This window comes from Bifidobacterium sp. 2450, from assembly GCF_041900695.1.
Lineage (GTDB): Bacteria > Actinomycetota > Actinomycetes > Actinomycetales > Bifidobacteriaceae > Bifidobacterium > Bifidobacterium longum.
Map to the genome: position 1 here is coordinate 49,035 of NZ_JBHEEA010000015.1, position 24,060 is coordinate 73,094.

Genomic DNA, 24,060 nt, shown 5'->3' on the forward strand with positions numbered 1-24,060 from the left:
ACAGGAGCTGAGAATATGGGAGTGCATGTAGTCGCTTCTAAAAGCGCTGAACAGCAATTGGAGGAAATCGCTCGTTCTGAACGGTGGGATATGCCACGAGCGGTGACGCAATACAAGGATGCGCTTGATGAAACCGTACGTGGATTGCAGAAAATAGCCGATCGTCTGGAAGAACCCTCTGTTTATGAATGCAGGGCGCGCGGACAAGCATCACAATATTGTCGGGATATTGTAGGGAAAATTCAAGAAAGCAACGTAAATCATCAAATCGAAATGATTCAGGATCGTATCGATGACTATAACGAGGCGATTCGAGCTGCTCAATCGGTGTCTCTACCGGGCGATGCCTTGGACGAGTCGTCTCAGCGGGCCATCATGAAAACCACTGAGCCGATGAACTGGGTGGTTCCAGGTCTTGGAACGCTAACAGGTATTGCTGGAATTGCGGGAGTCAATGCCATTAATCGGCTATTGGCAACTAATCGCAATGATGTCGCACAAGAAAAATTAGTCTTTATACTTAACGGCATAAGGAAAGATTCTTTCCCCAAGAACACTATCCCCGTCGTTGATCCTCCTGCCCCTGACGACGATGATAATTCCATTTCTGGTGGCGGTTCGGGCAGTGGCGCGGGAGGTGGCTCGCTGACCTCTCTCGGCAATCTGCCGGCGAGCGTAACTTCGGCGGCGGCATTGGCCGGTGCCGGTGGTGCGGGTGCCTATGCGTTGTCTCGTGCCGGAGCATCTGCAGGCAGTGGCTCTGGTGGCTCTTCCATACTGTCCTCTTCGGGGCAGTCGGGCTCCTCCCATGGGAGTGGTTCGTCTTCCCAAGGTGGTAGTTCCTCGCCGCAATACCAGCGTGTACCTGCGGGTTCCGGTGGCAATGGAAGCGGTTCCGGTAATGGTGGCAACGGTACAATCAACTCCGGAAACCACGGCTCCTCAACCAACGGCGGCCGGGATGAATACGGGGACTACTACTATGATCCAGTCAAGAAGCAGTGGGTTCACAAGGATAACGACTACGTTTCCGTGGACAGTGGCTCCGGTGGTCTAAACGGCAGCTCCACGTTCGGCAAGGTCGCTGGTACGGCCGGTGTCGCCGGCCTAGGCGCTGGCGTTGGTGCTGGTGGCGCGTTTGCAGCTGGCAAGCTTGCTGGTGGTGCGGCTGGCGGTGCCGGTCTGACGGCGGTCGGTGGCGCGGGCGGCTTGGCCGCAGTCAGCGGTGCCGGTGGCGTGGGCTCGTATTACGCGAACACGCCGGTGCACGCGGTTCCCGCGTCCTCATCCATCAAGGGTGCAACGGGCATGGCGGCTGGATTGTCCTCATCCTCTGCAGCATCGTCCGCTGCTTCGGGTGCCGGAGCGCGCACTGGTGCTCCAGGCATGATGGGTGGCCAGGGCGGTGCCGGCAACGGCAAGAAGCAGAAGCGCCGTGGGCTGGGATACATCGCCCCAACACTTGAGGATGATGAACAGTTCGAAGCGAAGCCTCTCGCCGCCATGGCGGGCCGCAGGAAGCGTCCGAACGAGTAACGATCGGCACGGTTAGCGGCTGGCAGGTTCCTTACCCTGAAACAGGGAACCTCCAGCTGCCAGTCTGGGCGTTTGCAGTGTGTGAGCATCCGCATCCCGTAATTCGCATGTACGCATTACGGGATGCAGCTGTATTTGGGCGCTTAACTTGCGGCGAACACACGTATGGCAGCGTACTCTCCCAGAATGCATCCGTGACTTGTAATGGTGTCTGTTCCTTGGACCGTGCGCGGTGTGGCGTTGACTTTGTTATGTGCGGGGCCAGAATAGAGTGTTGCTATGGCTAGAGTTTATACGAGCAGACATTTCACTAGGCGCTATGTAGAAGACCCGTTTGATGACAGTGAGCGTGGTTGGAAAAGTCTAGCCGACTATGATCGGCCGTTGTCCATGAAACCGAGTTTCAGCATGCCTTTATGGTTGCTGTATATGTGTGTGTCCGGGCGCGATGAGCCATGGCGCAATTGGCGAGGAACGACCAAGCATGGACCTGTTCGGGTCATGACACTTACAGAACGGGATGATTGGCTTATTGCTGGGGCACCGAATACCACTTTTAGCTGGGACAGTAGAGATTATTCTGCAGGATATCAGCCGGTGAAGCCCCTGGGGTCATACTTTTGTGCGAATATGTTGAAGGCACCGTTTCCGGTGACGTTGGATGAGGGTTTGATTGCGTATGCTGCGTGCAGCATCGGTGAGACGGAGTGGGTGCCTTTTGCCCCGCTGATTAACGGCCGGTGCTCGTCTGAGATGCTGCATTTGATGAATTCCTTCCCGCATAAGCCGGCGTATATCGTGTATGAGGGTCATCTGTTCGTATGGATTAATATTGAGCATTGGGAGCATGTTGAGCCAAAGGTGTCTTATATTTATCCGCAGCCGTATATTGAGCTTGAGTTGTTCCGTGCGTATCGTGCGTATTATGAGCTGTTGGTTCGTGAGTTGCCCATGCCGTATAGGGGTCCGGTGACATGGCCGGATCAGTGTGATCCTCGTTTTCCTTTGTCGACTGATCCTCGTGGTGCGCATTACGGCATGTGGCTGTATTCGGGCGGCCTGACCTACGGCGAACATGCCCATGGTGGGGGACTTTCTCAGAATTCAGTTAGGAATCGCCGATTGAATCTGTAAGAAACATTGACGAACGCTGTACATATGGCACAATGGAGAACACAATGGGGTAACCAATTGTGAAGAGTACAGGGAACTAGGGGAAAGGCAATGATGCATCATGTCTGCATCGCTTATGCAGGTAGACCCTGACGATTTGGGCACAGTATCTGATTCCTTCAATCAGGCGGCCTCTCAATTCGCCAGCGCGAAAAGCCAATTTGTCAGTTCAGGAAGTCCGAATTTCGGAATTCTGTTGAGTTTTGTTAAGCCGTTTTATGGCATTGCCAAAGACTCCACCGTCAGCTATTTGGGCAATATCGAATCGATGTTGAATTTGATTTCCAGTGCGGTAGAAGGCACCGCCAAAGACACCAAAGCCACGGAACAGTCGAATCAGGAACTGCTCAACAAAATCATCCAGCTGCTGGAAGAAATTCGAGACAACCAGAACAAGAACAATGAAGCATCTGTTGATTCTGGAATGCCCGGAGGCGCCGGCGGCGGGGACGGGGGTCTCGGCGGTGGCTCCGGTTCTGGCGGCGGTGCCAGTTCTGGCGGTGGCTCAGGTTCGGGTGGGGGAGCCGGTTCCAGTATGGATGCCGGCCAATACCAGCCTGCGCAACAGGCCGCTCAATCGTCAGTGACTCCACAGACTCCATCAGCAACGCAGCCAAGTCACGATCAGGATACGAATGCGGGGCAGAATACTGGTTCTGCTGACGGTACCGGTGATGATCAGAACACCACCGTACCGGTCACTCCGGGGAATCTTGGAACGTCTACGCCCGGCGCGGGAAACACCAATCCCGGAACTGGAACTCATCAGCCAGATGTTCCTGGAGTCACCCGCCCGGATACCACGAATACCGTTGGTCTGGACACCGATGGCGATGCGACCGACGACTATTCCGTGAATCTCACCGAAGGCGGTACGCACGCTTCTATAAACGACGATGGTTCGGTCACCCTGTCCAAACAGGACTCGTCCACCGTACCGTTGTCCCCGGGCAGTGGCAACAACTCTGCGAATAAGGGCAACTCGTTTACGGTCGACGCCGACAATGACGGTCGTGACGACATTGCCCTCACTCCGGACAGTGGGGATGATTCCCGCGTGAGCGTATTCGAAGATGGAGATTCCCAGTACGCCGCTATCGACTTCGACAACGACGGCGATTATGACGCCTCCGTACGCATCGGAGACTCGGCGGCCGCTTATGAGAAGATGCAGCAGGAGGCCGAGGCGAGCGTCTGGGCGGAAATCTCCCGCAATGATCCTCTCGGACGTTCGGTGGAAGAACTACAGGCGCTCTACGCCGACAGGGATGTCATGACATTGCCCGAGCAAACTGAAATCAATACCGGTAACGTAAGGAGCATCGCATAATGGCTGACAGCAACGACGATAACTCGGGCAACGATCTTCAGTTCGGTCCCATTGGCATTGACTTTCCTGACAATTTGGATGATGTAGAGCGTGATTTACGGTTTTACCAGCATGTAGGTGAGTTCGCCGACACCAAGCAGTTGGGGAAACTGGCTGATGCGCTGGGCCAAGATAAAGGTCTTACCTCCACAGGAGATATCGCCAATGAAGTGATGAAACACTATAAATATACGGATGCTAGGGGAGTGGCACACACTCTAGATGAATTCCCAATTGGGGATGTCGCGCAACGTTTCTCTAAAGCAGCGTCGGACCTTGACGCCGAAATAAGAAATAGTCCACTACGTTCTGCAGCGCGCGACTTAAGCGAGACATTCAGCACAGGTATATCTCGTGCACGCATGGCTTTGAGTGTTGTGGATTTCGTCTCCAAACATCTCTTCGGAGTGAGCATCGTCGATGAATGGCTGAAGAAGCCATTCTTTGGCGACTGGGACGAGCTCCAGGAAACCGCCGCCAAATGGGATGCCATGTCGGCTGCGCTATCCGGTGTACAAGGAGCCATCCAAGAGATGTCCGGCAGCGTGAATGAAACGTCGTGATCTGGTGCCTCCGCCGATAAATTCGTTGCGCGCAACAACGCAGTAGGTGAAGTAGCAGGTCAAGGTTGCCAGCCTTGTTCCGAAATGTCGCAGGCATTGAATGCGCTTGCCCAGAACGCAGAGGATGCCTTCGATCTTATTCTCGACACTATCGATGAAATCATATCCTTGCTTAAGCTCATCGCCGGTGAGCTGATTATTCCCGGCGCGGGCCCGGTGCTGGTTGCAGTGACGGCTGCCGCCGAAGTCACGCAAGCCATCCAATGGGGCATGGAAATCGTCACCTGCCTGAACAACCTGTACACCGCATTCAGCGGATTCGCGAACTGCATTGGCACTATGCAGCAGCTGGTGAACGTCTCCGAAGGTGTGAAGATGACCTTTGGCAATGGATCCGGAAACAACAATGGTGGCGGTGATACTGGGACGGTCGTCTTGGCTGGCAGTGGCAGTTCTTCCGCTGCTGGTGGCGGCGGTGGCGGTGCTTGGTAAGCCGATTTGGCACAACTGATACGTTAAGCAAAAGGAGCAACCATGGCATCCCCAGAATTTGAAGCGTTCATGAAGCAGATGGACGACTTATCCAACCAGATCAAGGAACAACGTGCCCGATTCGAAAAGGAGAAGGCAAAGGTCGACGCCACCATCGCCGAAAAAAGCAAGGATATCGAAGAGAAGCGGCGTAAAGGTGAATACGGCCGTGCCTGGCAGGTGTTGCAACAGCGCATCGATATGGGCAAGACCTGCGAAAACGACATCTACGCCGGTATCGACAAGTCTCCCGAGGCTCGTGAAGTGCGCGGTTATCTTGAAGCCAACATGGTATATGTGCGTGACTATGTTACGGACACCGACGATGAGGACAACGAGGCTGCCAAAGGTCGTAGCGAACTCGACGCCGGTATGCGCAAGCTGCATGATTTGGAGGCTCAAGCCGGCCGCAATTAGACGGAAAAGCACATACTGGGCCGCAACCCATATAATGGCGTCTTGAGAGAAGCGGCGGCAGAAGGAGCAGCACATGCGCAGCGAACATGAGGGGGTAACTCGACGCGACCTGAACCGGGTGGCGTTGATTATCGCTGTGTTGTTCGCGGCGATGACCTCGCTACTGTTCATGCGTTTGGTGCCGGCGATGCACTCTACAGGCTCGTCTTGGTGGATGACGTTCATTCTCGTTGCCGTGTTCATTATGGCGGCATTGGTATGCAATAGGCGTTGCCGCCGCCAAATCGTATGGCATAACCGTGTGATGGCGGTGTGGTTGGTAGTAGCCGGAGCATGTTTTTCCATATGCGCGGGCGCTACCGTCTCCACATTGCTTGAGTCGGGTAATCCGGCAACCGTGGCCGTGTTCTGCTCATCAGGCATCGTGGTGGCGGATATGGCGTTGATGTCCGTATGCGTGCGCGAGCCAATGGTGCGTGGTGTAGTGAGCGCGGTGTCGTTCGTGGCATTGCCATTGGCCTTGGCCAGCGCGGCAACCGTACTGTTTGATCTGTCAGTGCAGTTGCTTGCCGGCATGGTGGTTGCTGCGAGCGTCTGCGGTATCCAGATGATGCCGAACATTGTGGTACATGTGCCTGACCGCTATCTGGTGGAATGGCGAACCTACATGACCCGGCGATGGACGGTACGTGGAAACATTCCCGAGGAAGCGCGAGTGCTGACCCGCAAGGACGTTCGGCGGGATATGGACTCGTTTCTGGCCCAATACTCCACGGGGTTCACGCTGTGCGTGGTGCTGAGTGTACTGGGGTATGCCGCGCTGACGCAGTGGACTGACTACCACAGCCTGTATGACCGTATAGGCTTTCTGGTGCTGAGCGTGCTGTTGATGTTGTTCTTCGAACTGAAACCGCGTCAATCTGGACGGCCATTCGAACGATATGTGATGCGTGCGGCCGGTATTGCAATCCCCCTGCTCTGGGTTGGGCATGCCACTCAGTCAATTCCCGAAGGAGAAGCGATGCTTCCCTTGATGTGCATGATTACGTTTGCCGTGCTGGGACTGGTGCTGGGTTTCAGCATGATTGTGCAGCACAATGGTTTCCATTCTTTGGCGTTATCCCGAATCGGCGACGCGCTGTGCTTCATCTCCATGATGCTGATACCGGCAGCTTCGTTTCTTGCAGGTGGCGCACTTGAGTTTCTCAGGAGTATGTCATGGTAACGGCCGCAGCAACATCAGTCGTTTCGCATCAGGAACGTACCATCACCGGATATGGCGCAGCTTCAGCCGGCAAACAATGCGCCGCTTCATTGATTGACGTGTGCTGTGTGGCGTTAGGTACCGTCGTGGCCATGGTATTGTCTCGCAATCCGGTGGTATGCGTGATGATAGCCGTGGAAATGGTTCTCGTATTTGCCGTATGGGAGGCTGTGCGTGGCGAAACCCCGGGCAAGGTGGTGCTTGGTGTGCGCACGGTGCGCGTGGAATGCCAACGAGATCACCGCAACGGAATACTGCCTGCGGGACTCAGCAGAGCCTTCGTCAAATATCTGGTGCTTCTGGCCTCTTCAATGGTGTTCGGCATCGGATTGCTGATTATGATATGTTCGCCGATGTTCTCGCGCTCTGAGCTCAGACAAGGATGGGCGGATAAGATCGCCAGACTTGCTGAAGCGGATATCCACAAGCAGGTCACAGCCGCGCTGCCGGTGCAGAAGCTCCAGTTCCATACTGTTTCCTCCTCCACAATGCACGAGTCGACGACCTCCGGCTCTGCATTATCTGTCCCGGCACCAGAACCCGCGCCCGCGCCGGTAATTCCCAAGACTCCTGTGTCTCCCGCAGTGCCTTCTGTGCCACTCTCGGCTCCTGCACCGGCATTGGCTCCCGTCCCCATCGTTCGCGCGACCCCCGCTGCTCCGCTGGTTCCTGCCGTTTCTACGCCTTCCGTGCCTTCTGCGCCCACGGCAAAATCCATGCCGCTCCCCGTGGCACAACCATCCGTGAGGAAGGTAAAACATACTGCATTGCCCAGTCCGGCTGGGAATGCCTTACCTTCACGCCCCGGCAACGTGCCGCCTGTACCTCCCAAGCAAATCACCATTTACTTCGAAGACGGTTCCCGCGAACCACTGGTCATTCCTTCCAATGTGGTGCTTGGACGTAACCCATCACCGCAACAGAATGGTGACGTGGTGTTGGCTGTTCCCGATCGTACTGGCACGGTATCACGTAATCACGTGCGTTTGGAGATTACCGCCGGACATATGTGGATTACCGACCTCAATAGCACTAATGGCACCCGCGTCGTCAATGAAGACGGCGAGGAAATCGATCTCGTTGCCCAGCAACGACATGCCATCCAATCGGGTGCGCGAATTTCACTCGGCGATATGGGCTGTAGCATCATCATGGCGAAAAGCAGGGGGCGGCGTTCATGACTTCCGAAACCCAACAGAACAGGCTTGAAGGGCCTAAGGCTCCAAAAGGTCGGGTCGTGCTCCAACAGCCACCTGAGCTTGAGCCCAGCGACGGCGTCAATACGCTGCTGACCTCGCTGGTACCGTTGCTGGGTACCGCCAGCGCCATGGTGATGATGCTCATGACCAATTCCGGTCTGACCGGCATGCTCACCGGTGGCATGTTCATGGTCTCCTCGCTGGGATTCGTGGTAGTCAACGGCTTCCGTCAACGCTCCCAGCGCATGGCGAACCTCACTTCGTCACGCCGCGAATACCTTACCTATTTGTCAGGTCTACGCAAAACAGTGCGCACAGCCGGGCGCAAACAGCGTAACGCGGCGTTGTGGAATGCTCCGGCACCGCAATCGCTTACCGCCATCTCGCAAGAACCAGCACGCCGATGGGAGCGTATCCAATCCGATGGGGACTTCATGCAACTGCGCTTCGGCGTGCATGATGAGCCTCTGTGCATCACGCTCGAAGCGCCTGAGCTGCCGCCATTGGCACAACTAGACCCGGTTTCGGCGTCGGCCGCTCACCGATTCATGTTGGCGCACGAATCATTACGTAACATGCCATATGTTGTCAACATGCGGCAGTTCAAACGAGTGGAGCTGCTGGGGGATCTTGAACATACCGAGGCGCTTGCGCGTGCGGTGCTGTGCCAAGCGGCAACCTGGCATGCCCCAGATTGCCTGCGTATCGTCGTGCTGGCTTCCGAAGAACGCATCGGCCAGTGGGACTGGGTGCGGTTGCTGCCCCAAGCGGCGGGGCTGAATGACGAACTCGCCCAGGAACCGACGGAGGCTCTTGCCTCCACAGTGGGGCATGGACGCTATATGGTCACATCGAACATTCATGCGGTCGACCTGCTGGTGGGATCGCAAGCGCTCGACCGCAACCGGTATACCGGTGGCGACTATGAAATCGTGCCGCATGTACTGGTGGTCAACGACGGTTTTGATCGGGAACAACTTGCCCAGGAAACCCAGCTGTTCGCCTCGGATGGTCTTGACGGTGTTACCGTAATTGACCTGCCCGACGAATGGGGCGACCTTGAGGAAGACAATGTGTTGCGTGTGCTGTTCTCTCAGACGACGGTTGAAGAGGGCCTCAATGTGCTCGAAACCCATGAGGAAGGCACCGTGGAGCTGTTCTCCACGACTATCAAGCCATTCGACATCAAGCCGGATGCACTTACGGTGCGAGAAGCCCTCGCCATCGCTCAGCGACTTGCCAGCGCCCCGGACGAAGTAGAGGATGCGGAATCCGCACAGGCCGCTTTCTCTGCCGGGCACAAGAAGTCCAACGAACTGCCGGCATTGCTGGGTATCGACGATATACGTCACATTGATCTTGCCAAACTATGGGCTTACCGTACAGGCAAGGAACGCCTTCGCGTGCCTATCGGACTGCACGACGACACCAGCACCGCATATCTCGACATCAAGGAAATGGGTCAGCACGGTATGGGGCCGCACGGTGTGCTCGTCGGTGCCACGGGCTCGGGCAAATCCGAAGTGTTGCGCACGCTGGTGTTGTCTTTGGCGCTCAGCCATTCACCCGACCAGCTCAACTTCGTGCTTATCGACTTCAAGGGCGGTGCCACGTTCGCGGGCATGGGCGGCATGCCGCACATCTCGTCCATCATCACCAACCTTGGAGACGAGGCCTCTCTCGTCGATCGTATGGAAGATGCGTTGGACGGCGAAATCAACCGGCGCCAGGAACTGCTGCGCGATGCCGGCAACCTGGCGAACATCACCGAATATGAGGATGCGCGAGTCAATGGCGGGCGCACGGATCTCGATCCGTTGCCATCCTTGCTTGTGGTGGTCGACGAGTTCTCCGAACTGCTCAAGGCAAAGCCTGACATCGTGCAATCCTTCGTGCGCATCGGCGCTGTTGGACGTTCGCTTGGTGTGCACCTGCTCATCGCGTCTCAGAGACTCGAACAGGGCAAGTTGCGCGGCCTTGACGAACATTTGTCGTATCGTGTTGGCCTCAAAACGTTCTCCGCGTCCGAATCCCGCGCAGTGCTGGGCATCCCCGACGCATACGAACTGCCGAGTCTGCCGGGTATCGGTTACCTCAAGACGCCGGCCGGAACCATTACCAGATTCCGTGCCGCATACGTGTCCGGCGTACCCAAGGGCTTGGATGGAGACACCACGACGTTCCAGTACGCCGTCGACCAGATGCGAGGCAAGGGCAGACCGGCACACGTGGTGTGGTTGCCGCCTCTGGTCGTGCCGAACACCTTGGACGAGTTCATGCCGGACCTCACCGTCACAGCGGAATATGGTCTGATTTCGCCGTCGTGGCGTAAGCGCGGCGCGCTGATGGCGCCTTGTGCGTTGGAAGACAAGCCGCGTGAACAGAAGCGTGACGTCATGGCGCTTGACCTGTCCGGTGCTGGCGGCCATGTTGCGGTCGTCGGCGGCCCGCTCAGCGGTAAGAGCATGATGCTGCGATCCATAGTCACTTCATTGTCGCTGTCGCACACCCCCTTGGAGGTGCAGTTCTTCGTCATCGACTGCGGCGGTGGTACATTCACCACGCTGGAAGGACTCGATCATGTCAGCGGCGTTGCCGCAGGCAATGAGGAAGAGAAGGTACGCCGTACGCTCGCCGAGGTTTCCGGCATTATCGACGCTCGCGAGCGGTTCTTCAAGGAACAGCGCATCGACGGCATGGATACCTACCGCAGGCGCAGGGCCGCAGGCCAAGTGGATGATGGCTACGGCGACGTGTTCCTGGTGATTGACGGATGGGGCGTGTTCCGTGGCGATTACGATGAGCTGGAACCAAAGGTGCAGCAAATCGTGGCGCGAGGCCTGACCTTTGGCGTTCACGTAATTCTTAGCGCCAACCGTTGGATGGAAATCCGAGCCAACATCGGCGACCTCATCGGCACCAAGCTCGAACTGCGTCTCGGCGATCCCGGCGATTCCCAAATCGACCGCAGGATCGCGGCGACCGTGCCTAAGGGCGCGCCAGGCCGTGGACTCAGCCCGGCGAAACTGCATACGCTTGCCGTTTTGCCGCGTATTGACAGCAATCACGAGGCAGCCACCGTGTCGGATGGCATTGCCGATCTTGTCAACAAGGTGCATGCCGCGTGGAAGGGCAAGCCCGGTCCAAAGCTGCGCTTGCTACCCACGAAGCTTCCTTACGAACCGATGATTTCCGCGGTTATGAAGCAACCGAAGGCCGCCGAATTGCTGACCAGAGGAAGGGTCGTCCTCGGTATTAATGAGAACGCGCTGGCGCCGGTCGTGCTCGATCTGCAGAAAGAGCCGCACTTCTACGCATTCGGTGACACCAAATCCGGCAAATCCTCACTGTTGCGACTTCTCGTGCACGAGATTGTGCGAGGATACCCGGATGGTAAGGCGAAGATCTTCATGGTCGACTACCGCCGAGCCAATCTTGCGCAGATACCGGACTCGCATCTCGGGGCGTACATCACCAATGACGAGACCGCCACGGAACAGTTCCTCGACCTTGCGGACTATCTCAAGACCCGCATGCCGGGGCCGGATCTGACCCCGGAACAGTTGCGCAACCGTTCATGGTGGACCGGATCGGAAGTGTACGTACTCGTCGACGACTACGATTTGGTCGCCACCAGTCGAGGCAATCCGCTGAAACCGTTGGTGCCGTATCTGACACAGGCGACGGACTTGGGTCTGCATGTCGTGATTACTCGACGTACCGGTGGTGCCAGCCGAGCCATGTATGATCCACTGCTGCAGTCGTTCCAGGATTTGGGCATGACCGGCATATTGCTGTCCGGCGATCCCAACGAGGGACAGCTTATCGGCAAGGTCAAGCCGAAGCGTGCCGTTCCCGGCCGTGCGCAAATCGTCACGAGAGATGATGGGCTGTTCGTGGCACAGCTGGCATACACTGCACCCGTGGAGTGATTCAAGGCCGGCCCGCCTGATTCGCTGATTCGTCTGATTGGGTAGGGCTCGGTGTGGCTCGGGAATGCCATTGTCTGGTCCTAGAGCAGATTCCGTGGCGGTTTTTTGCCGAGTCGGGTCCTAGGGTGGAGCACAACGACTACGATGGTGCGGGTAACGCGATACAAGGAGTGGAACTTCATATGCCGAAGATGTTTGGAACCGATGGTGTTCGAGGACTGGCCAATAGGGATTTGACCGCGCGTCTGGCGTTGGATTTGGGCGATGCCGCCGTGCGTGTGCTCGGCGACGCCGGCACCCAAGACGATCAGCCTGAGGGGCGTCGCCGCGCGCTCGTGGGCCGCGACACCCGTGTGTCCGGTGATTTTCTGGCTTCCGCCCTGTCCGCGGGCATGGCCGCCGGCGGCTTCGACGTGATCGATGCCGGCATCATCCCCACTCCTGGCGTGGCCTACCTGACCAGCGTGCTCAACGTCGAAATGGGCGCCGTAATCTCCGCCTCCCACAACCCGATGCCCGACAACGGCATCAAGTTCTTCGCACGCGGCGGCTTCAAGCTGCCCGACCAGAAGGAAGACGACATCGAGGCCGTGCTCGGCCAGGACTGGGACCGCCCGACCGGTGCCGGCGTGGGCCGCGTGAGCCACGACCAGACCACCGCCACCAACCTGTACATCGATCATCTGGTGGCCACCATCGCTCCGCTGAACGATGACAAAACCCAGCCCAAGCCGCTCAAGGGCCTGAAGATCGTGGCCGACTGCGCCAACGGCGCCACTTCCGTGGTGGCTCCCGAAGCCCTGCGCCGTGCCGGTGCGGACGTAATCGTGATCAACGCCTCGCCGGACGGCTACAACATCAACAAGAACGCCGGTTCCACCCACCCCGAGCAGCTGCAGGCCATGGTCAAGGCCACCGATGCCGTGATGGGCGTGGCCTTCGACGGCGACGCCGACCGTTGCCTCGCCGTGGACGAAGACGGCAACATGATCAACGGCGACCAGATCATGGGCATTCTGGCCCGCGCCAAGCAGCGCGAAGGCAAGCTCAACCACGACACCCTCGTGGTCACCGTGATGAGCAACCTCGGTCTGAAGCTCGCCCTGAAAGACATGGGCATCAAGACCGTGGAAACCGCCGTGGGCGATCGTTACGTGCTTGAGGAAATGCTCAAGGGCGATTACTCGCTTGGCGGCGAGCAGTCCGGCCACGTGATTAACCGCGAGTTCGCCACCACCGGCGACGGCACCCTGACCGCACTGACCCTGTGCAACGAGGTCGTCAAGTCCGGCAAGAGCCTGAAGGAGCTCGCCGCCGACTTCCCACAGCTGCCGCAGACCCTCATCAACGTGCCGAACGTGGACAAGAAAGCCGCCGCCACCAACAAGCGCATCCAGGATACCGTGGCCCGCGAGGAGGAACTGCTGGGAGACACCGGCCGTGTGCTGCTGCGCCCCTCCGGCACCGAACCGCTCGTACGCGTGATGGCCGAAGCCGCCACCCAGGCCTACGCCGACGAAGTCTGCACCCGCCTCGCCAAGATCGTCGCCGAAGAACTCGCGCTGTAGCACCCTTCCCTAAGGAAAAACAATGTTTGGAAAGAACGCCAAAATCGACCTCGAACTCAACCGTGATGTCGAACAACTCATCAAAACCGGCGGCAAGGAGAAGCTCCTGCCCATCGTGCAGGCCGGCGAACCGGTGTTGCGCCAACGGACAGTGGCCTACCATGGCCAGCTTTCCAAGCGTACGCTCGCCAAACTCATCGATACGATGTACACCACCATGCTGGAGGCGCCCGGCGTGGGGCTCGCCGCCACCCAGATCGGCTTGGGGCTCGCGCTCGCCGTGGTCGAAGACCACGTGCGCGACGACGAGGATGATCCGCGCGAAATCGCGGAATTCCCCTTCCACGTGATCATCAATCCGAGCTACAAACCCACCAGCGACAAAACCGCCTCGTTCTACGAAGGCTGCCTGAGCTTCGACGGATACCAGGCCGTGCGCAAGCGTTGGCTCGACATCACCGCCGAATGGGATGATGAAGACGGCAAACACCACAGCGAGCCGTTGCACGGCTGGCCCGCACGCATCTTCCAGCACGAGACCGATCATTTGAGCGGCGAACTGTATATCGATCGCGCCGAAATCCGTTCGCTGACCACCACCGAAAACCTCGAGGATTATTGGTGCGATGACCCGGTACCCACCGAGGCCGCCGAAGAACTTGGCTTCGCACTATGATCGACCGCACATGGCTGGACGCCGCCAAGGGAGACATTCCCCAATGGGCGGCGTCCATGCCCAAGGACGCCGATGGCACCACCATCGACTGGGACTGGGTGCGTTCTCTGGACCTGGCGCATGGCGTCGGCGCGATACCGGAATCCACCCCACAGTCCATCCACGACGCATTGAAGGCCGACTACGCCACACGCGAGCGTCTGGAATCGATCATCGCCCAATGCAACAACGCATTCATGATCGATTACGATCGATTCATCGGCTCCTATCGTCTGCCTCGCGCGCTCGCCTACGCCAATCGTCGGCTCAACGACAACATCAACACGCTGTTGCATCTGGGCGAACAGCAACACCTATGGGTGGTCAGTCGCGAACGGCGGGGGAGGGCCACCATTGCCGTGCTCAAGCCGTACTCCGGCAGCGGCCCGTCGAACGATGACCAAGGCATGCTGGATCTGAGCGGCGAAGCCGGTGGCGCATCTGCCGGAAACACTGCCGCCGAAAACAGCGATGTCAAGTTCCCCACAACAGTCGCCTTGGATGATATCCAAGACCGTACGGCGGCGATTCTTGACGCACGCGCCGAACGGCGTAAGGCCCAGCGCTTCCAGAAGCGTGCGGGCGATGCGGCGATGGCCCGCGCCAATCTCTCCGGCGCGACTTCGCCGGGTGGTGCCGCTCTGCCGGGTGGTGCCGCCGCGTCTGGCAACGCTGCCGGACACCATCCCAAGCCCGACTGGCGCGACGCCTATCTGCCCGGCCGCGACGTGGATGCGGTGATGGGCATCGACATCGAAACCACCTGCATCGATCCGGCGCGTGACTACATCATCGACGTCGGCTTCGAATTCATGAACATGGCCAGTCCGCGCCCGGCCGGCGAACCCGAGACATACGCCTATGAGCAGGGCTATTACGCCGCCGGCGACGCCTACGGCCAGTCCCGTCTCGCTTTTGGCGTGCCGCCGGAAAACGCGGCGCTCGGCAACGCCCTCATCGCCAGACTCACCGGCATCGATGTACGCGGCCGCAGCAGCGAGGCCGGGTACCGACTCTTCGACGAATGGCCCCAAGCCCAGGCCGGCCTGCTCGCGCGGCTTACCCAGCAGCCGTACGTGGCGCATAACGCCACCTTCGAACATAGCTGGTTCATGCTGAACGTCGCCGGATACGCGGAAAGCTACCGCGCCGGGCACATCACCATCATCGATACCCTGCCGATGAGCCGGCAGTGGGACCCCGGCGCGGTACCCACCAACGAGCATCCCTACGGAGACAACACGCTCGACGCCTACGCCAAACGTCAGGGCGCACTTGATTCCGCCCACAACGAACGCCACCTGGGCCTTGAGGATTCGCACATCATGCTGGTGGCAATGAAACACCATCTGGCGGCGCTGAAAGCGCAAGGGAAAGGGCCGTGGGGGCCCGCCGGCAGGGCGGGCGTCGGCGGCAAGTCCTGCGGTCGTAAGCGGTGAGTACACTATTGGTCTCGTGAGTAACTATCAGGACAGCCGACAGCAGCGTGAGAACCGCCGCCGCACCATCGTGCGTGTGGTGTGCGTCGTCATAGCTGTGGCCATGCTCGGCTCTCTGGTCATCCCGGCGATTTACGCGGGGCTTTGACGTTGCCTTCGCATATTCGTGCCCGCAGTTGAACACGTCTGATGCGAGGGATTCGTGAGGTCGCCCGGCCGACTATCGGCAAGGCAGGCCCGGAACCTTCTGGCAGCATGGATTGCAGGCGGATGCGCGTGTGGCGCGGCAATGCCCGCCAACGCCAGAGGAATGTGCGAAGGCTGTCAACAAGGACGTGACTTCCCAAGGAATCTCAAGGAATCAACAGTAAGGTAAACCACGATGGCAGAATTTGACTTTACCCAGGCGATCGGCGAAGCCCGCGCCAAATACGAATCCATCGCCAAGGCGCTGGACGTCGACCGGCTCAAGGCCGATATCAAGGATCTCGAAACGCAGGCCGCGGCCCCGGGCCTGTGGGATGACCCGGAAAACGCCCAGAAGATCACCAGCCGGCTGTCCGCCGCGGAGTCGCAGCTGAAGCGTCTGAACTCCGCCTCCCAGCGCATCGACGATGTGGAAACGCTCGTCGAACTCGGCCACGAGGAGGGCGACCAGGACTCTCTGGACGAGGCGCAAGGCGAAATCGGCGAGATTCAGAAGGATCTCGACCAGATGGAGATTCAGACCCTGCTCGATGGCGAATACGACGAACGTTCCGCCGTGGTGACCATCCGCTCCGGTGCCGGCGGCGTCGACGCGGCCGACTTCGCGCAGATGCTGTTGCGCATGTACCTGCGCTACTGCGAGCGTAACGGCTTCAAGGCCAAGGTCATGGACACCTCCTACGCCGAAGAGGCCGGCATCAAGTCCGCCACCTTCCAGGTGGACGCCCCCTACGCTTACGGCCGTCTGTCCGTGGAGGGCGGCACCCACCGTCTGGTACGTATCTCCCCGTTCGACAACCAGGGCCGCCGCCAGACCAGCTTCGCCGCCGTGGAAGTGGTGCCGCTGGTCGAGGCCACCGACCATATCGACATTCCGGATACGGACATCCGCGTGGACACCTACTGTTCCTCCGGCCCCGGCGGCCAGGGCGTGAACACCACGTACTCGGCCGTGCGCATCACCCACCTTCCCACCGGCATCGTGGTGACCATGCAGGATGAGCGTTCACAGATTCAGAACCGTGCCTCCGCCATGGCCGTGCTCCAGTCCCGACTGCTCGTGCTGCGCCACGAGGAGGAGGCCAAGAAGAAGAAGGAGCTCGCCGGTGACATCAAGGCCAGCTGGGGCGATCAGATGCGCTCCTACGTGCTGCACCCCTACCAGATGGTCAAGGACCTGCGCACCGGCTACGAAACCAGCCAGACTCAGGCCGTGTTCGACGGCGACATCAACGCGTTCATCGAGGCCGGCATCCGCTGGCGCCATGAACAGCGCCGCGCCGCCGAAACCGAGGAGTAGATAGCATTATGGCACTGATCTCACTGGACAATGTGTCCAAGATCTATCCCAAAGGCACCCGACCGGCGCTTGACGACATCAACCTCGATATTGAACGCGGTGATTTCGTGTTCCTTGTGGGTGCGTCCGGCTCCGGCAAGACCACGCTCTTGAGCCTGCTGTTGCGCGAGGAAGAGGCCACCAACGGCGAGATTCGCGTGGCCGGCAACGATCTGCGGCGCATCACCAACCGTCAAGTGCCGCAGTACCGCCGTTCGCTGGGCTTCGTGTTCCAGGATTACAAGCTGCTCAATAACAAAACCGTATGGGAGAACGTGGCGTTCGCCCTTGAGGTGATCGGCACGCGGCGGTCCACCATCAAATCGTTGGTGCCCAAGGTGCTGGATACCGTGGGACTCACCGGCAAGGAAAAGAACTATCCGCATGAGCTCTCCGGTGGCGAGCAGCAACGTGTGGCCATCGCCCGCGCCTACGTGAATCACCCGCAGATTCTGCTGGCCGACGAGCCCACCGGCAACCTCGACCCGACCACTTCGCTGGGCATCATGGAAGTGCTGGACGCCATCAACCGCACCGGCACCACCATCGTCATGGCCACGCATAACGAAGAGATCGTCAACTCGATGCGCAAGCGCGTGGTCGAACTGCACAACGGCAAGATCGTGCGTGACGAGGCTCATGGCTCCTACGATTCCGCCCTGTTCTTCCCGGATGCCGAAGTCGAAGCCAAGTCCGACACCGTCCATCATGTGCTGGCGGCGGCGACCAAGGCCATCGAGGGCAGTGACGAGCCGTCCGAAGGCATCGCCCGTTTGGCCAATTCCGTGCATTCCGGCCGCACCGGCCGCTATGGCGAGACGTTTGCGCCGCTGGAAGACACGCTGACCTGGGGCAAGGGCATTCCGTTGGACGAGCAGGCCGCCGCCCTGGAAAGCACCCAGGCGTTCGACCCGTTCAAGGACGAGTCCGGCGAGACCGCCGCGGTTGCCGATACGTCCGTGTCATCCGCCGCCGAGCCGCCGGCCCCGCCGGAGCCGCCCGCACCGCCGGAGCCGCCCGCACCGCCGGCCAACGAGCAGTCCGCCGCCGAGCAGCCTGCTGACGAGCAGTCCGCCGGCGAGCAGTCCGCCGCAGACCAAACATCCGACGATCAACCCGCTGAGGGCGCGAAGGAGTAAGGGAGATCATCATGCGAGCACGATTCATTCTGTCCGAAACGTGGGCCAACCTCACCCGTAACCTGTCGATGCTGCTGTCGCTGACGCTGGTCACCTTCATCTCATTCCTGTTCATCGGCGCTTCGGTGCTTACTCAGGCGCAGATCACCAAAGCCAAGGGCGACTGGTACGACAAGGTCGAGGTCGTGGTGTGGCTATGCCCCGACGGCACCAGCCAGTCCGCGAACTGTGCTTCCGGCAAATCGCCCTCAGCCAATGAGATCACGGCATTGCAGAAAACCATTCGCGATGAACTCAACGGCGTGGTCTCCAACATCGACTATGTCAGCAAGCAGGATTTCTACGACAACACCTTCACCAAGCAGTACCCGAACGGTGAATTCCAAGGCCGTACGCTGACCGCGGACGATATGCAGGACTCCCTCTGGCTCAAGCTCAAGGACCCCACCAAATATCAGGTGGTCTCCGAAGTGCTCTCTGGCAAGGAGGGTGTGGAAGACGTTACCGATCAGCGCCAGATCTTCGACCCGGTGTTCGCCGTGCTCAACCGAGCCACGGCGGTTACGGCTGTGCTGGCCGGCGTGATGGTGGTGGTCGCCATCCTGCTGACCGGAACCACCATTCGCATGTCCGCCGCATCCAGACGAACCGAAACCGAAATCATGAGGTACGTGGGTGCCTCGAACTGGACGATTCGTCTGCCGTTCATTCTGGAGGGCACCATCGCCTCGCTGATCGGCTCGGTGCTCTCGTGCCTGATGCTTTCGGCCATCGTCAACGTGTTCATCACCGGCTGGCTGGCGAAATCCGTTACATGGATTCCTTATGTGAATCAGCTCACGGTACTGGTGATATCGCCGTTCCTGGTTGTGGGCGCGATACTGCTGTCCATCATCGCTTCAACCATCTCGTTGCGGCGTTATTTGAGGGCGTAACGCGACCGGCTTACCCGCGAGAAATGTGATGACATCGTGTGCAAGCCTCTCAGGTTCGCATGTTATGGTATTGGCTTAAGTGAGCGAAAGGACTATTCACATATGACGAATGTACGTGTGATCAAGCCCGCACTGGCGGCACTGGTGGCCGCCGCAGCCTGTGTGGGAGGTCTGGCGTTCAGCTCGGCACAGCCTGCCCAGGCAGACGCCTATTCCGACCTGATCAATGCGCAGAACCAGCACGCCGCGTCGGTACAGCGCGAGGCCGAACTCAAGCAGCAGCTGGCCGGTGCCAGCCAGGACCTGGCGAATAAGGTACTTGAGCTGGACGATCTGACCAACAACAAGATTGTCGCCGCCCAGAACAAGGTCACGCAGGCCAACGAGGATGCCGCCACTGCTCAGGACGAGGCCGATGCCGCATCCGGACGTCTTTCCGCCGCGCAGAAAGACAAGGAGACGCTTGAGGAGCAGATCAAGCAGACCGGCAAGGACTACGATGACGCGCACGCCGCCGTGGCCCGGCTGGCCCGTGACGAGATGCACGGCTCGAATGCTTCCGACGTGATGAGCGTGGTGACGGGTGCCACCAGCACACAGGACTTCGTCAATTCCATGCAGTCCCGGGACGCGTTGTCCCGCAACGAGGCGAATGCGGCTTCCTCCGCCGCGACCTCACTGAGCACGTCGAAGAATCGTGGCGAACGCTTGGCGGCCATCGAAAAGCAGATCGCTGTGCTCAAGACCCAGGCCGATGAGAAGGCCGCTTCCGCACAGACCGCCGCCGAAACCGCGCAAAGCGAACGTGACGCTTTGGATAAGCTGCGCCAGGAAGGCGAAGCAAGGCGTGACGAACTGTCTTCCATGATCGACAGTCTGGATTCCCAATCCGCCAAGCAGGCGGCCCAGACCGTACTGATCGCCTCCCAGGTCGATTCCTACAATCGTCAGTACCAGAAGGAACAGCAGGACGCCGCCAACCGGGTGGATACCGGTAACCAGGGCGGTACGCCGTCTACTCCGGTGACTCCTACTCCCACTCCCACACCGACGCCGACCCCCACTCCGACGGTTCCTGGCGGTGGCGGCAGCAGTAGCAGCGGCGGCCAAGGCACGTCAAACGGTGATTACGGCAACGCCTATGCCACCGGCCAGTGCACGTATTGGGCGTATGAACGCCGTAAGCAGATGGGCATTGGCACGCCGTCCTATCTCGGCAATGGCGGCGACTGGTGGCGCAACGCCCCCTCGTACGGCTTGCGCGTGGACCACAACCCTCAGGTCGGTGCGGCGCTCTCCTTCCTGCCTGGTCAGGATGGTGCCGACGGTACCTATGGCCATGTTGCCGTAGTCGAAGCCGTGTATGGCGACGGCACATTCCAGATTTCCGAAATGAACTGGGGTGGTCCGTGGATCATGCACTACCGCACCTTGACCAATTTGGGTCAGTACTGGTTCGTCCACTGATCGGTTGGTTCGGCCGATATATGCGGTTGAAGGGTTCCTTTTGAAGAGGAACCTTTTTTCGTGTTCGAGGCCGGTCCGTGATATCGTCGGATGTTGCGTTGCTACCCACGAGTTGCTACTCACGAGTTATTGCCCACGAAAGGAGGAGACATGCCCAAGGAAACCGGTGAGAAACTCATCGTCCAGAACAAGAAGGCCCGGCATGACTATGCCATCGAAGACAAGTATGAGGCAGGGCTGGCCCTGACCGGCACCGAGGTCAAGTCGTTGCGCGAAGGCCGCGCATCGCTGTCCGAGGCGTTCATCTCCATCGACCGCCGTGGCGAGATGTGGCTGGAGGGCGCGAACATCCCCGAATACCTGAACGGCACATGGAACAACCATGCGCCCAAGCGCAAGCGCAAGCTGCTGCTGCACCGACTGCAGATCACCAAGCTCGCCCGCGGCATCGAGGCCAAGGGATACACGATTGTGCCGCTGAGCCTGTACTTCAAGGACGGTCGCGTCAAGGCGGAGATCGCACTGGCCCGAGGCAAGAAGGAATTCGACAAACGCCAGGCCCTGCGCGAAGAGCAGGACAAGCGCGAAGCCCTACGCGCCATGCGCTACGCCAACATGCGCCACTAGTCCCGTCCCTTGGCTCCCCTCCGGAGGGGAGCCAAGAGTAGGATGTCCGCGTTGTGGGCCATTTCGCCCACGATTAACGCTTCCGTAGCATTGCACTCCTACGCTCTGGAACCATCTGGGAAACATACCCGCCCAGCTGACTATCCGGAGAGAGGAAATCCAATGTCTCTAAGCAAGGGAATACAATCCGCTGCGGCCGCCGCCCTGAGCGCGGCCATGCTGATCGCCGTGGCGGCCTGTGGCACGACTGACAGCACCGACACCGCATCCAAGAGCGGCGATTCATCCAAGGACTCGTCCAGCACTTCGATTCAGGGCTTCGACACCAGCAGCATCCAGAAGGACGACGAAATCGCCGCACTGCTGCCCGATTCCGTCACCGGCGACGGCACGCTGACCGTCGGCACCGATACCTCTTACGCTCCGGCCGAATTCCTGGCCGAAGACGGCAAGACCCCGGTTGGCTTCGACGTCGACCTGTCCAAGGCCATCGCCGCTGTATTCGGCCTGAAGGAAGAAACCATCTCCTCCACCTTCGACTCCATCATTCCGTCCGTGGGCTCCAAGTACGACCTCGGCATCTCCTCCTTCACCGTGACCAAGGAGCGCATGCAGGCCGTCGACTTCGTCACCTACTTCAAGACCGGCTCCACCTACGTGGTGCGGAAAGGCAACCCGAACAAGGTCGACTCCTCGAACCTGTGCGGCGTGAAGGTGGCCGTGCAGACCGGCACCACGCAGGAAGAGGAAGTCAACAAGGCCAACGAGCAGTGCAAGGCGGACGGCAAGGATGCCATCGACATCCAGTCCTCCAAGCTGCAGACCGATGTGACCACCGCCGTGGCTTCCGGCAAGGCCTCCATCTTCTACGCCGATTCCACGGTGTCCGCCTACGCCATCAAGCAGACCGGCGACACCTTGGAGGTGCTCGGTGAAGACACCGGTGTGGTGCCCGAGGCCGTGGCCATCAAGAAGGGCGACACCAAGACCGCCGAAGCCGTGCAGAAGGCCATCCAAAAGCTGATGGGTGACGACACCTACAAGAAGATCCTCGACACTTGGGGTGTTGGCTCCGGTGCCATCGACAAGGCTGAGATCAACCCGGCCGACGCCGCCTGATTGCTAGGTGTCCCTGTTCGCTCCCGCTGGCGGGAGCTGTCGCCGAAGGCGACTGAGGGTGGTCTGTAGCATAACAGCCACCAGCAGTTGTATTCTTATGCGACGGCCTCCCAGTGGGAGCATTCGTATATGTATACGTTATAATGTATATTTATACCTGATTATTGAGGTAGTGCCCGAACTCTTGCGCACTTTGGTCTTCGCCCGTCCCTGTGGCGGTGATCAGTTCGCTGCTGGTACGGTCTCACCGAGCCTTGACATGTCGAGGTAGCGGCGCGTCGACCACTCGTCGGATGTCACGTAGCGGACCCTCGCGCAGACGAGCATCAACGCGCTGCGTCCGTCGGGGAACGAGCCGACCACGCGGGTCCTGCGCCTGATCTCGCGGTTGAGCCGTTCGATCATGTTGTTGGTGCGGATCCGACGCCTATGCTCGCGCGGGTAGTCGTCGAGCAGGTAGGTCGTGGTCTCGCCGATGCCCTCGCGCAGGCATTTGGCGGCCTCCTTGAGTTTCCTGGATTCCATGTCCCGGGCGACGGATTCGGCCTTCTCCAACGCCTTGTCGCGTGATTCCATGGAGAACACGGCCTTCAGTGCGTCGGCCGCCCAGTCGCGGTTCCCGGGGTTGACCCTGGCGAGTATGTTGCGCTCGAAATGCACCATGCACCGCTGGTAGCGGGCATCGGGCAGCAGCTCGCCCGCGGCGGCGACCAGCCCCGCGCACCGATCTCCCGTCACCAGTCTCACGCCCTTGAGGCCTCGTGCGAGCATGCCTTTGATGAATTCGCGCCAGCTTTCCGCGTCCTCCTTCATGCCCTCGGCCACCGAAAGCACCTCGCGCCGCCCGTCCATGCCGACGCCGATGGCCACCAGGATGCTCACGTTCTCCACGGACCCGCCCCAGCACCTTTTGTGCCACACGCCGTCCATGAACAGGTACGGGTAATCCTGTTCGAGGGGCCTGCCCCGCCATGCGTCGATATCCGCATAGACGCGCTTGAGCTTGTCGCTCAGGGTCTGCGAGGGCATGCGGTCGCCCCACAGGAGCCGGCTGACATCATCGACCTGGCGGGTGGAGACGCCGGCCAGGTACATGTCGATCAAGGCCTCCTCGACGCTCTCCTCACGCCGACGGTATCGTTCGATCACGGCCGACTCGAACACCGCGCCCTTGAGTTTCGGCACTTTCAGGCTCATTTTGCCGGCCTTGACGGTCAGGTCGCGCTCGTAGTGGCCGGCCCGGTACGCCTTGCGGTCCCCGCTGCGCTCGTAGCGCGCGGCGCCGGTGATCTCGTCGGCCTCGGCGTCGAGCATCGCGTTCAGGGTCTCCTCGACGCTTTTGCGGACCATCCGGTCCAGGGTGGTTTCCAACATGGCCTGGTCGACCTGTAGAATCTGCTGTGACATGGCTTCGTGCCCTCGTTTCCAATCGCGGTTTTCTAATGTCTGGCGACTGAAAATCGTACACAGGACACGGGCCATGCCCCTATCTCAAGCCCAAACCAAAGTGCGCAAAATCTC

The 24,060-nt window shown here is 59.5% G+C and carries 20 protein-coding genes; 19 read left to right on the forward strand and 1 reads right to left on the reverse strand.

Annotated elements, in window-relative coordinates; genetic code table 11:
- The first annotated feature begins 15 nt into the window (after positions 1-15).
- From ACEUKI_RS08840 to ACEUKI_RS08930, 19 genes are all read left to right on the forward strand, one after another.
- Positions 16-1,536 carry a hypothetical protein gene (locus tag ACEUKI_RS08840; RefSeq protein WP_144169350.1) on the forward strand — a complete coding sequence of 507 codons (1,521 nt, stop codon included), beginning with the start codon at positions 16-18 and terminating at the stop codon, positions 1,534-1,536.
- A 501-nt stretch (positions 1,537-2,037) separates the two neighbouring features.
- The gene (locus ACEUKI_RS08845) at positions 2,038-2,670 is read left to right on the forward strand and encodes a hypothetical protein (protein ID WP_144169351.1); all 633 of its coding nucleotides are present in this window, start codon (positions 2,038-2,040) and stop codon (positions 2,668-2,670) included.
- A 235-nt stretch (positions 2,671-2,905) separates the two neighbouring features.
- Positions 2,906-4,039 carry a hypothetical protein gene (locus tag ACEUKI_RS08850; RefSeq protein ID WP_374156746.1) on the forward strand — a complete coding sequence of 378 codons (1,134 nt, stop codon included), beginning with the start codon at positions 2,906-2,908 and terminating at the stop codon, positions 4,037-4,039.
- Positions 4,039-4,641, forward strand: a complete 603-nt coding sequence (locus tag ACEUKI_RS08855) for a hypothetical protein (protein ID WP_374156747.1) — start codon at positions 4,039-4,041, stop codon at positions 4,639-4,641. The genes ACEUKI_RS08850 and ACEUKI_RS08855 overlap by 1 nt, the downstream gene beginning before the upstream one ends.
- A gap of 84 nt (positions 4,642-4,725) precedes the next feature.
- Complete coding sequence (locus ACEUKI_RS08860) at positions 4,726-5,133, forward strand: hypothetical protein (protein WP_374156748.1); 408 nt, start codon at positions 4,726-4,728, stop codon at positions 5,131-5,133.
- Positions 5,134-5,175: 42 nt separating this feature from the next.
- Positions 5,176-5,589 (forward strand): hypothetical protein, encoded by a 414-nt coding sequence (locus ACEUKI_RS08865; RefSeq protein WP_115770413.1) that lies wholly within the window; start codon positions 5,176-5,178, stop codon positions 5,587-5,589.
- Positions 5,590-5,893: 304 nt separating this feature from the next.
- Positions 5,894-6,814 carry a hypothetical protein gene (locus tag ACEUKI_RS08870; protein ID WP_156603984.1) on the forward strand — a complete coding sequence of 307 codons (921 nt, stop codon included), beginning with the start codon at positions 5,894-5,896 and terminating at the stop codon, positions 6,812-6,814.
- Entirely contained in the window at positions 6,808-8,034 is a 1,227-nt protein-coding gene (locus ACEUKI_RS08875; RefSeq protein ID WP_144169354.1) for an FHA domain-containing protein, read from the forward strand. The genes ACEUKI_RS08870 and ACEUKI_RS08875 overlap by 7 nt, the downstream gene beginning before the upstream one ends.
- A 56-nt stretch (positions 8,035-8,090) precedes the next feature.
- Positions 8,091-11,984 carry a type VII secretion protein EccCb gene (gene eccCb / locus ACEUKI_RS08880; RefSeq protein WP_374156749.1) on the forward strand — a complete coding sequence of 1,298 codons (3,894 nt, stop codon included), beginning with the start codon at positions 8,091-8,093 and terminating at the stop codon, positions 11,982-11,984.
- A 182-nt stretch (positions 11,985-12,166) separates the two neighbouring features.
- On the forward strand, positions 12,167-13,552 hold the full coding sequence (gene glmM / locus ACEUKI_RS08885) for a phosphoglucosamine mutase (protein ID WP_374156750.1): 1,386 nt from the start codon (positions 12,167-12,169) through the stop codon (positions 13,550-13,552).
- 22 nt (positions 13,553-13,574) lie between these two features.
- Positions 13,575-14,228: a peptide deformylase gene (locus ACEUKI_RS08890; protein ID WP_374156751.1), complete on the forward strand. Its 654-nt coding sequence runs from the start codon at positions 13,575-13,577 to the stop codon at positions 14,226-14,228.
- Positions 14,225-15,706, forward strand: coding sequence for a DNA polymerase III subunit epsilon (locus ACEUKI_RS08895; protein ID WP_374156752.1), 1,482 nt, complete (start codon positions 14,225-14,227; stop codon positions 15,704-15,706). The genes ACEUKI_RS08890 and ACEUKI_RS08895 overlap by 4 nt, the downstream gene beginning before the upstream one ends.
- A 16-nt stretch (positions 15,707-15,722) precedes the next feature.
- Positions 15,723-15,854 carry a hypothetical protein gene (locus ACEUKI_RS08900; protein ID WP_007056419.1) on the forward strand — a complete coding sequence of 44 codons (132 nt, stop codon included), beginning with the start codon at positions 15,723-15,725 and terminating at the stop codon, positions 15,852-15,854.
- A gap of 234 nt (positions 15,855-16,088) precedes the next feature.
- Positions 16,089-17,213 (forward strand): peptide chain release factor 2, encoded by a 1,125-nt coding sequence (gene prfB / locus ACEUKI_RS08905; protein WP_007053717.1) that lies wholly within the window; start codon positions 16,089-16,091, stop codon positions 17,211-17,213.
- An 8-nt stretch (positions 17,214-17,221) separates the two neighbouring features.
- The gene (ftsE, locus tag ACEUKI_RS08910) at positions 17,222-18,391 is read left to right on the forward strand and encodes a cell division ATP-binding protein FtsE (RefSeq protein ID WP_115770419.1); all 1,170 of its coding nucleotides are present in this window, start codon (positions 17,222-17,224) and stop codon (positions 18,389-18,391) included.
- 11 nt (positions 18,392-18,402) lie between these two features.
- The gene (ftsX, locus tag ACEUKI_RS08915; RefSeq protein WP_115770420.1) at positions 18,403-19,326 is read left to right on the forward strand and encodes a permease-like cell division protein FtsX; all 924 of its coding nucleotides are present in this window, start codon (positions 18,403-18,405) and stop codon (positions 19,324-19,326) included.
- Between the two features lie 102 nt (positions 19,327-19,428).
- On the forward strand, positions 19,429-20,793 hold the full coding sequence (locus tag ACEUKI_RS08920) for a CHAP domain-containing protein (RefSeq protein WP_115770421.1): 1,365 nt from the start codon (positions 19,429-19,431) through the stop codon (positions 20,791-20,793).
- Between the two features lie 150 nt (positions 20,794-20,943).
- Positions 20,944-21,420 (forward strand): SsrA-binding protein SmpB, encoded by a 477-nt coding sequence (gene smpB, locus ACEUKI_RS08925; protein WP_007051292.1) that lies wholly within the window; start codon positions 20,944-20,946, stop codon positions 21,418-21,420.
- A 162-nt stretch (positions 21,421-21,582) separates the two neighbouring features.
- The gene (locus ACEUKI_RS08930) at positions 21,583-22,539 is read left to right on the forward strand and encodes an ABC transporter substrate-binding protein (protein WP_115770422.1); all 957 of its coding nucleotides are present in this window, start codon (positions 21,583-21,585) and stop codon (positions 22,537-22,539) included.
- 222 nt (positions 22,540-22,761) lie between these two features.
- Here ACEUKI_RS08930 and ACEUKI_RS08935 read toward each other — a convergent pair whose 3' ends face one another.
- Positions 22,762-23,946: an IS256 family transposase gene (locus ACEUKI_RS08935; protein ID WP_131218582.1), complete on the reverse strand. Its 1,185-nt coding sequence runs from the start codon at positions 23,944-23,946 to the stop codon at positions 22,762-22,764.
- Positions 23,947-24,060 lie beyond the last annotated feature (114 nt).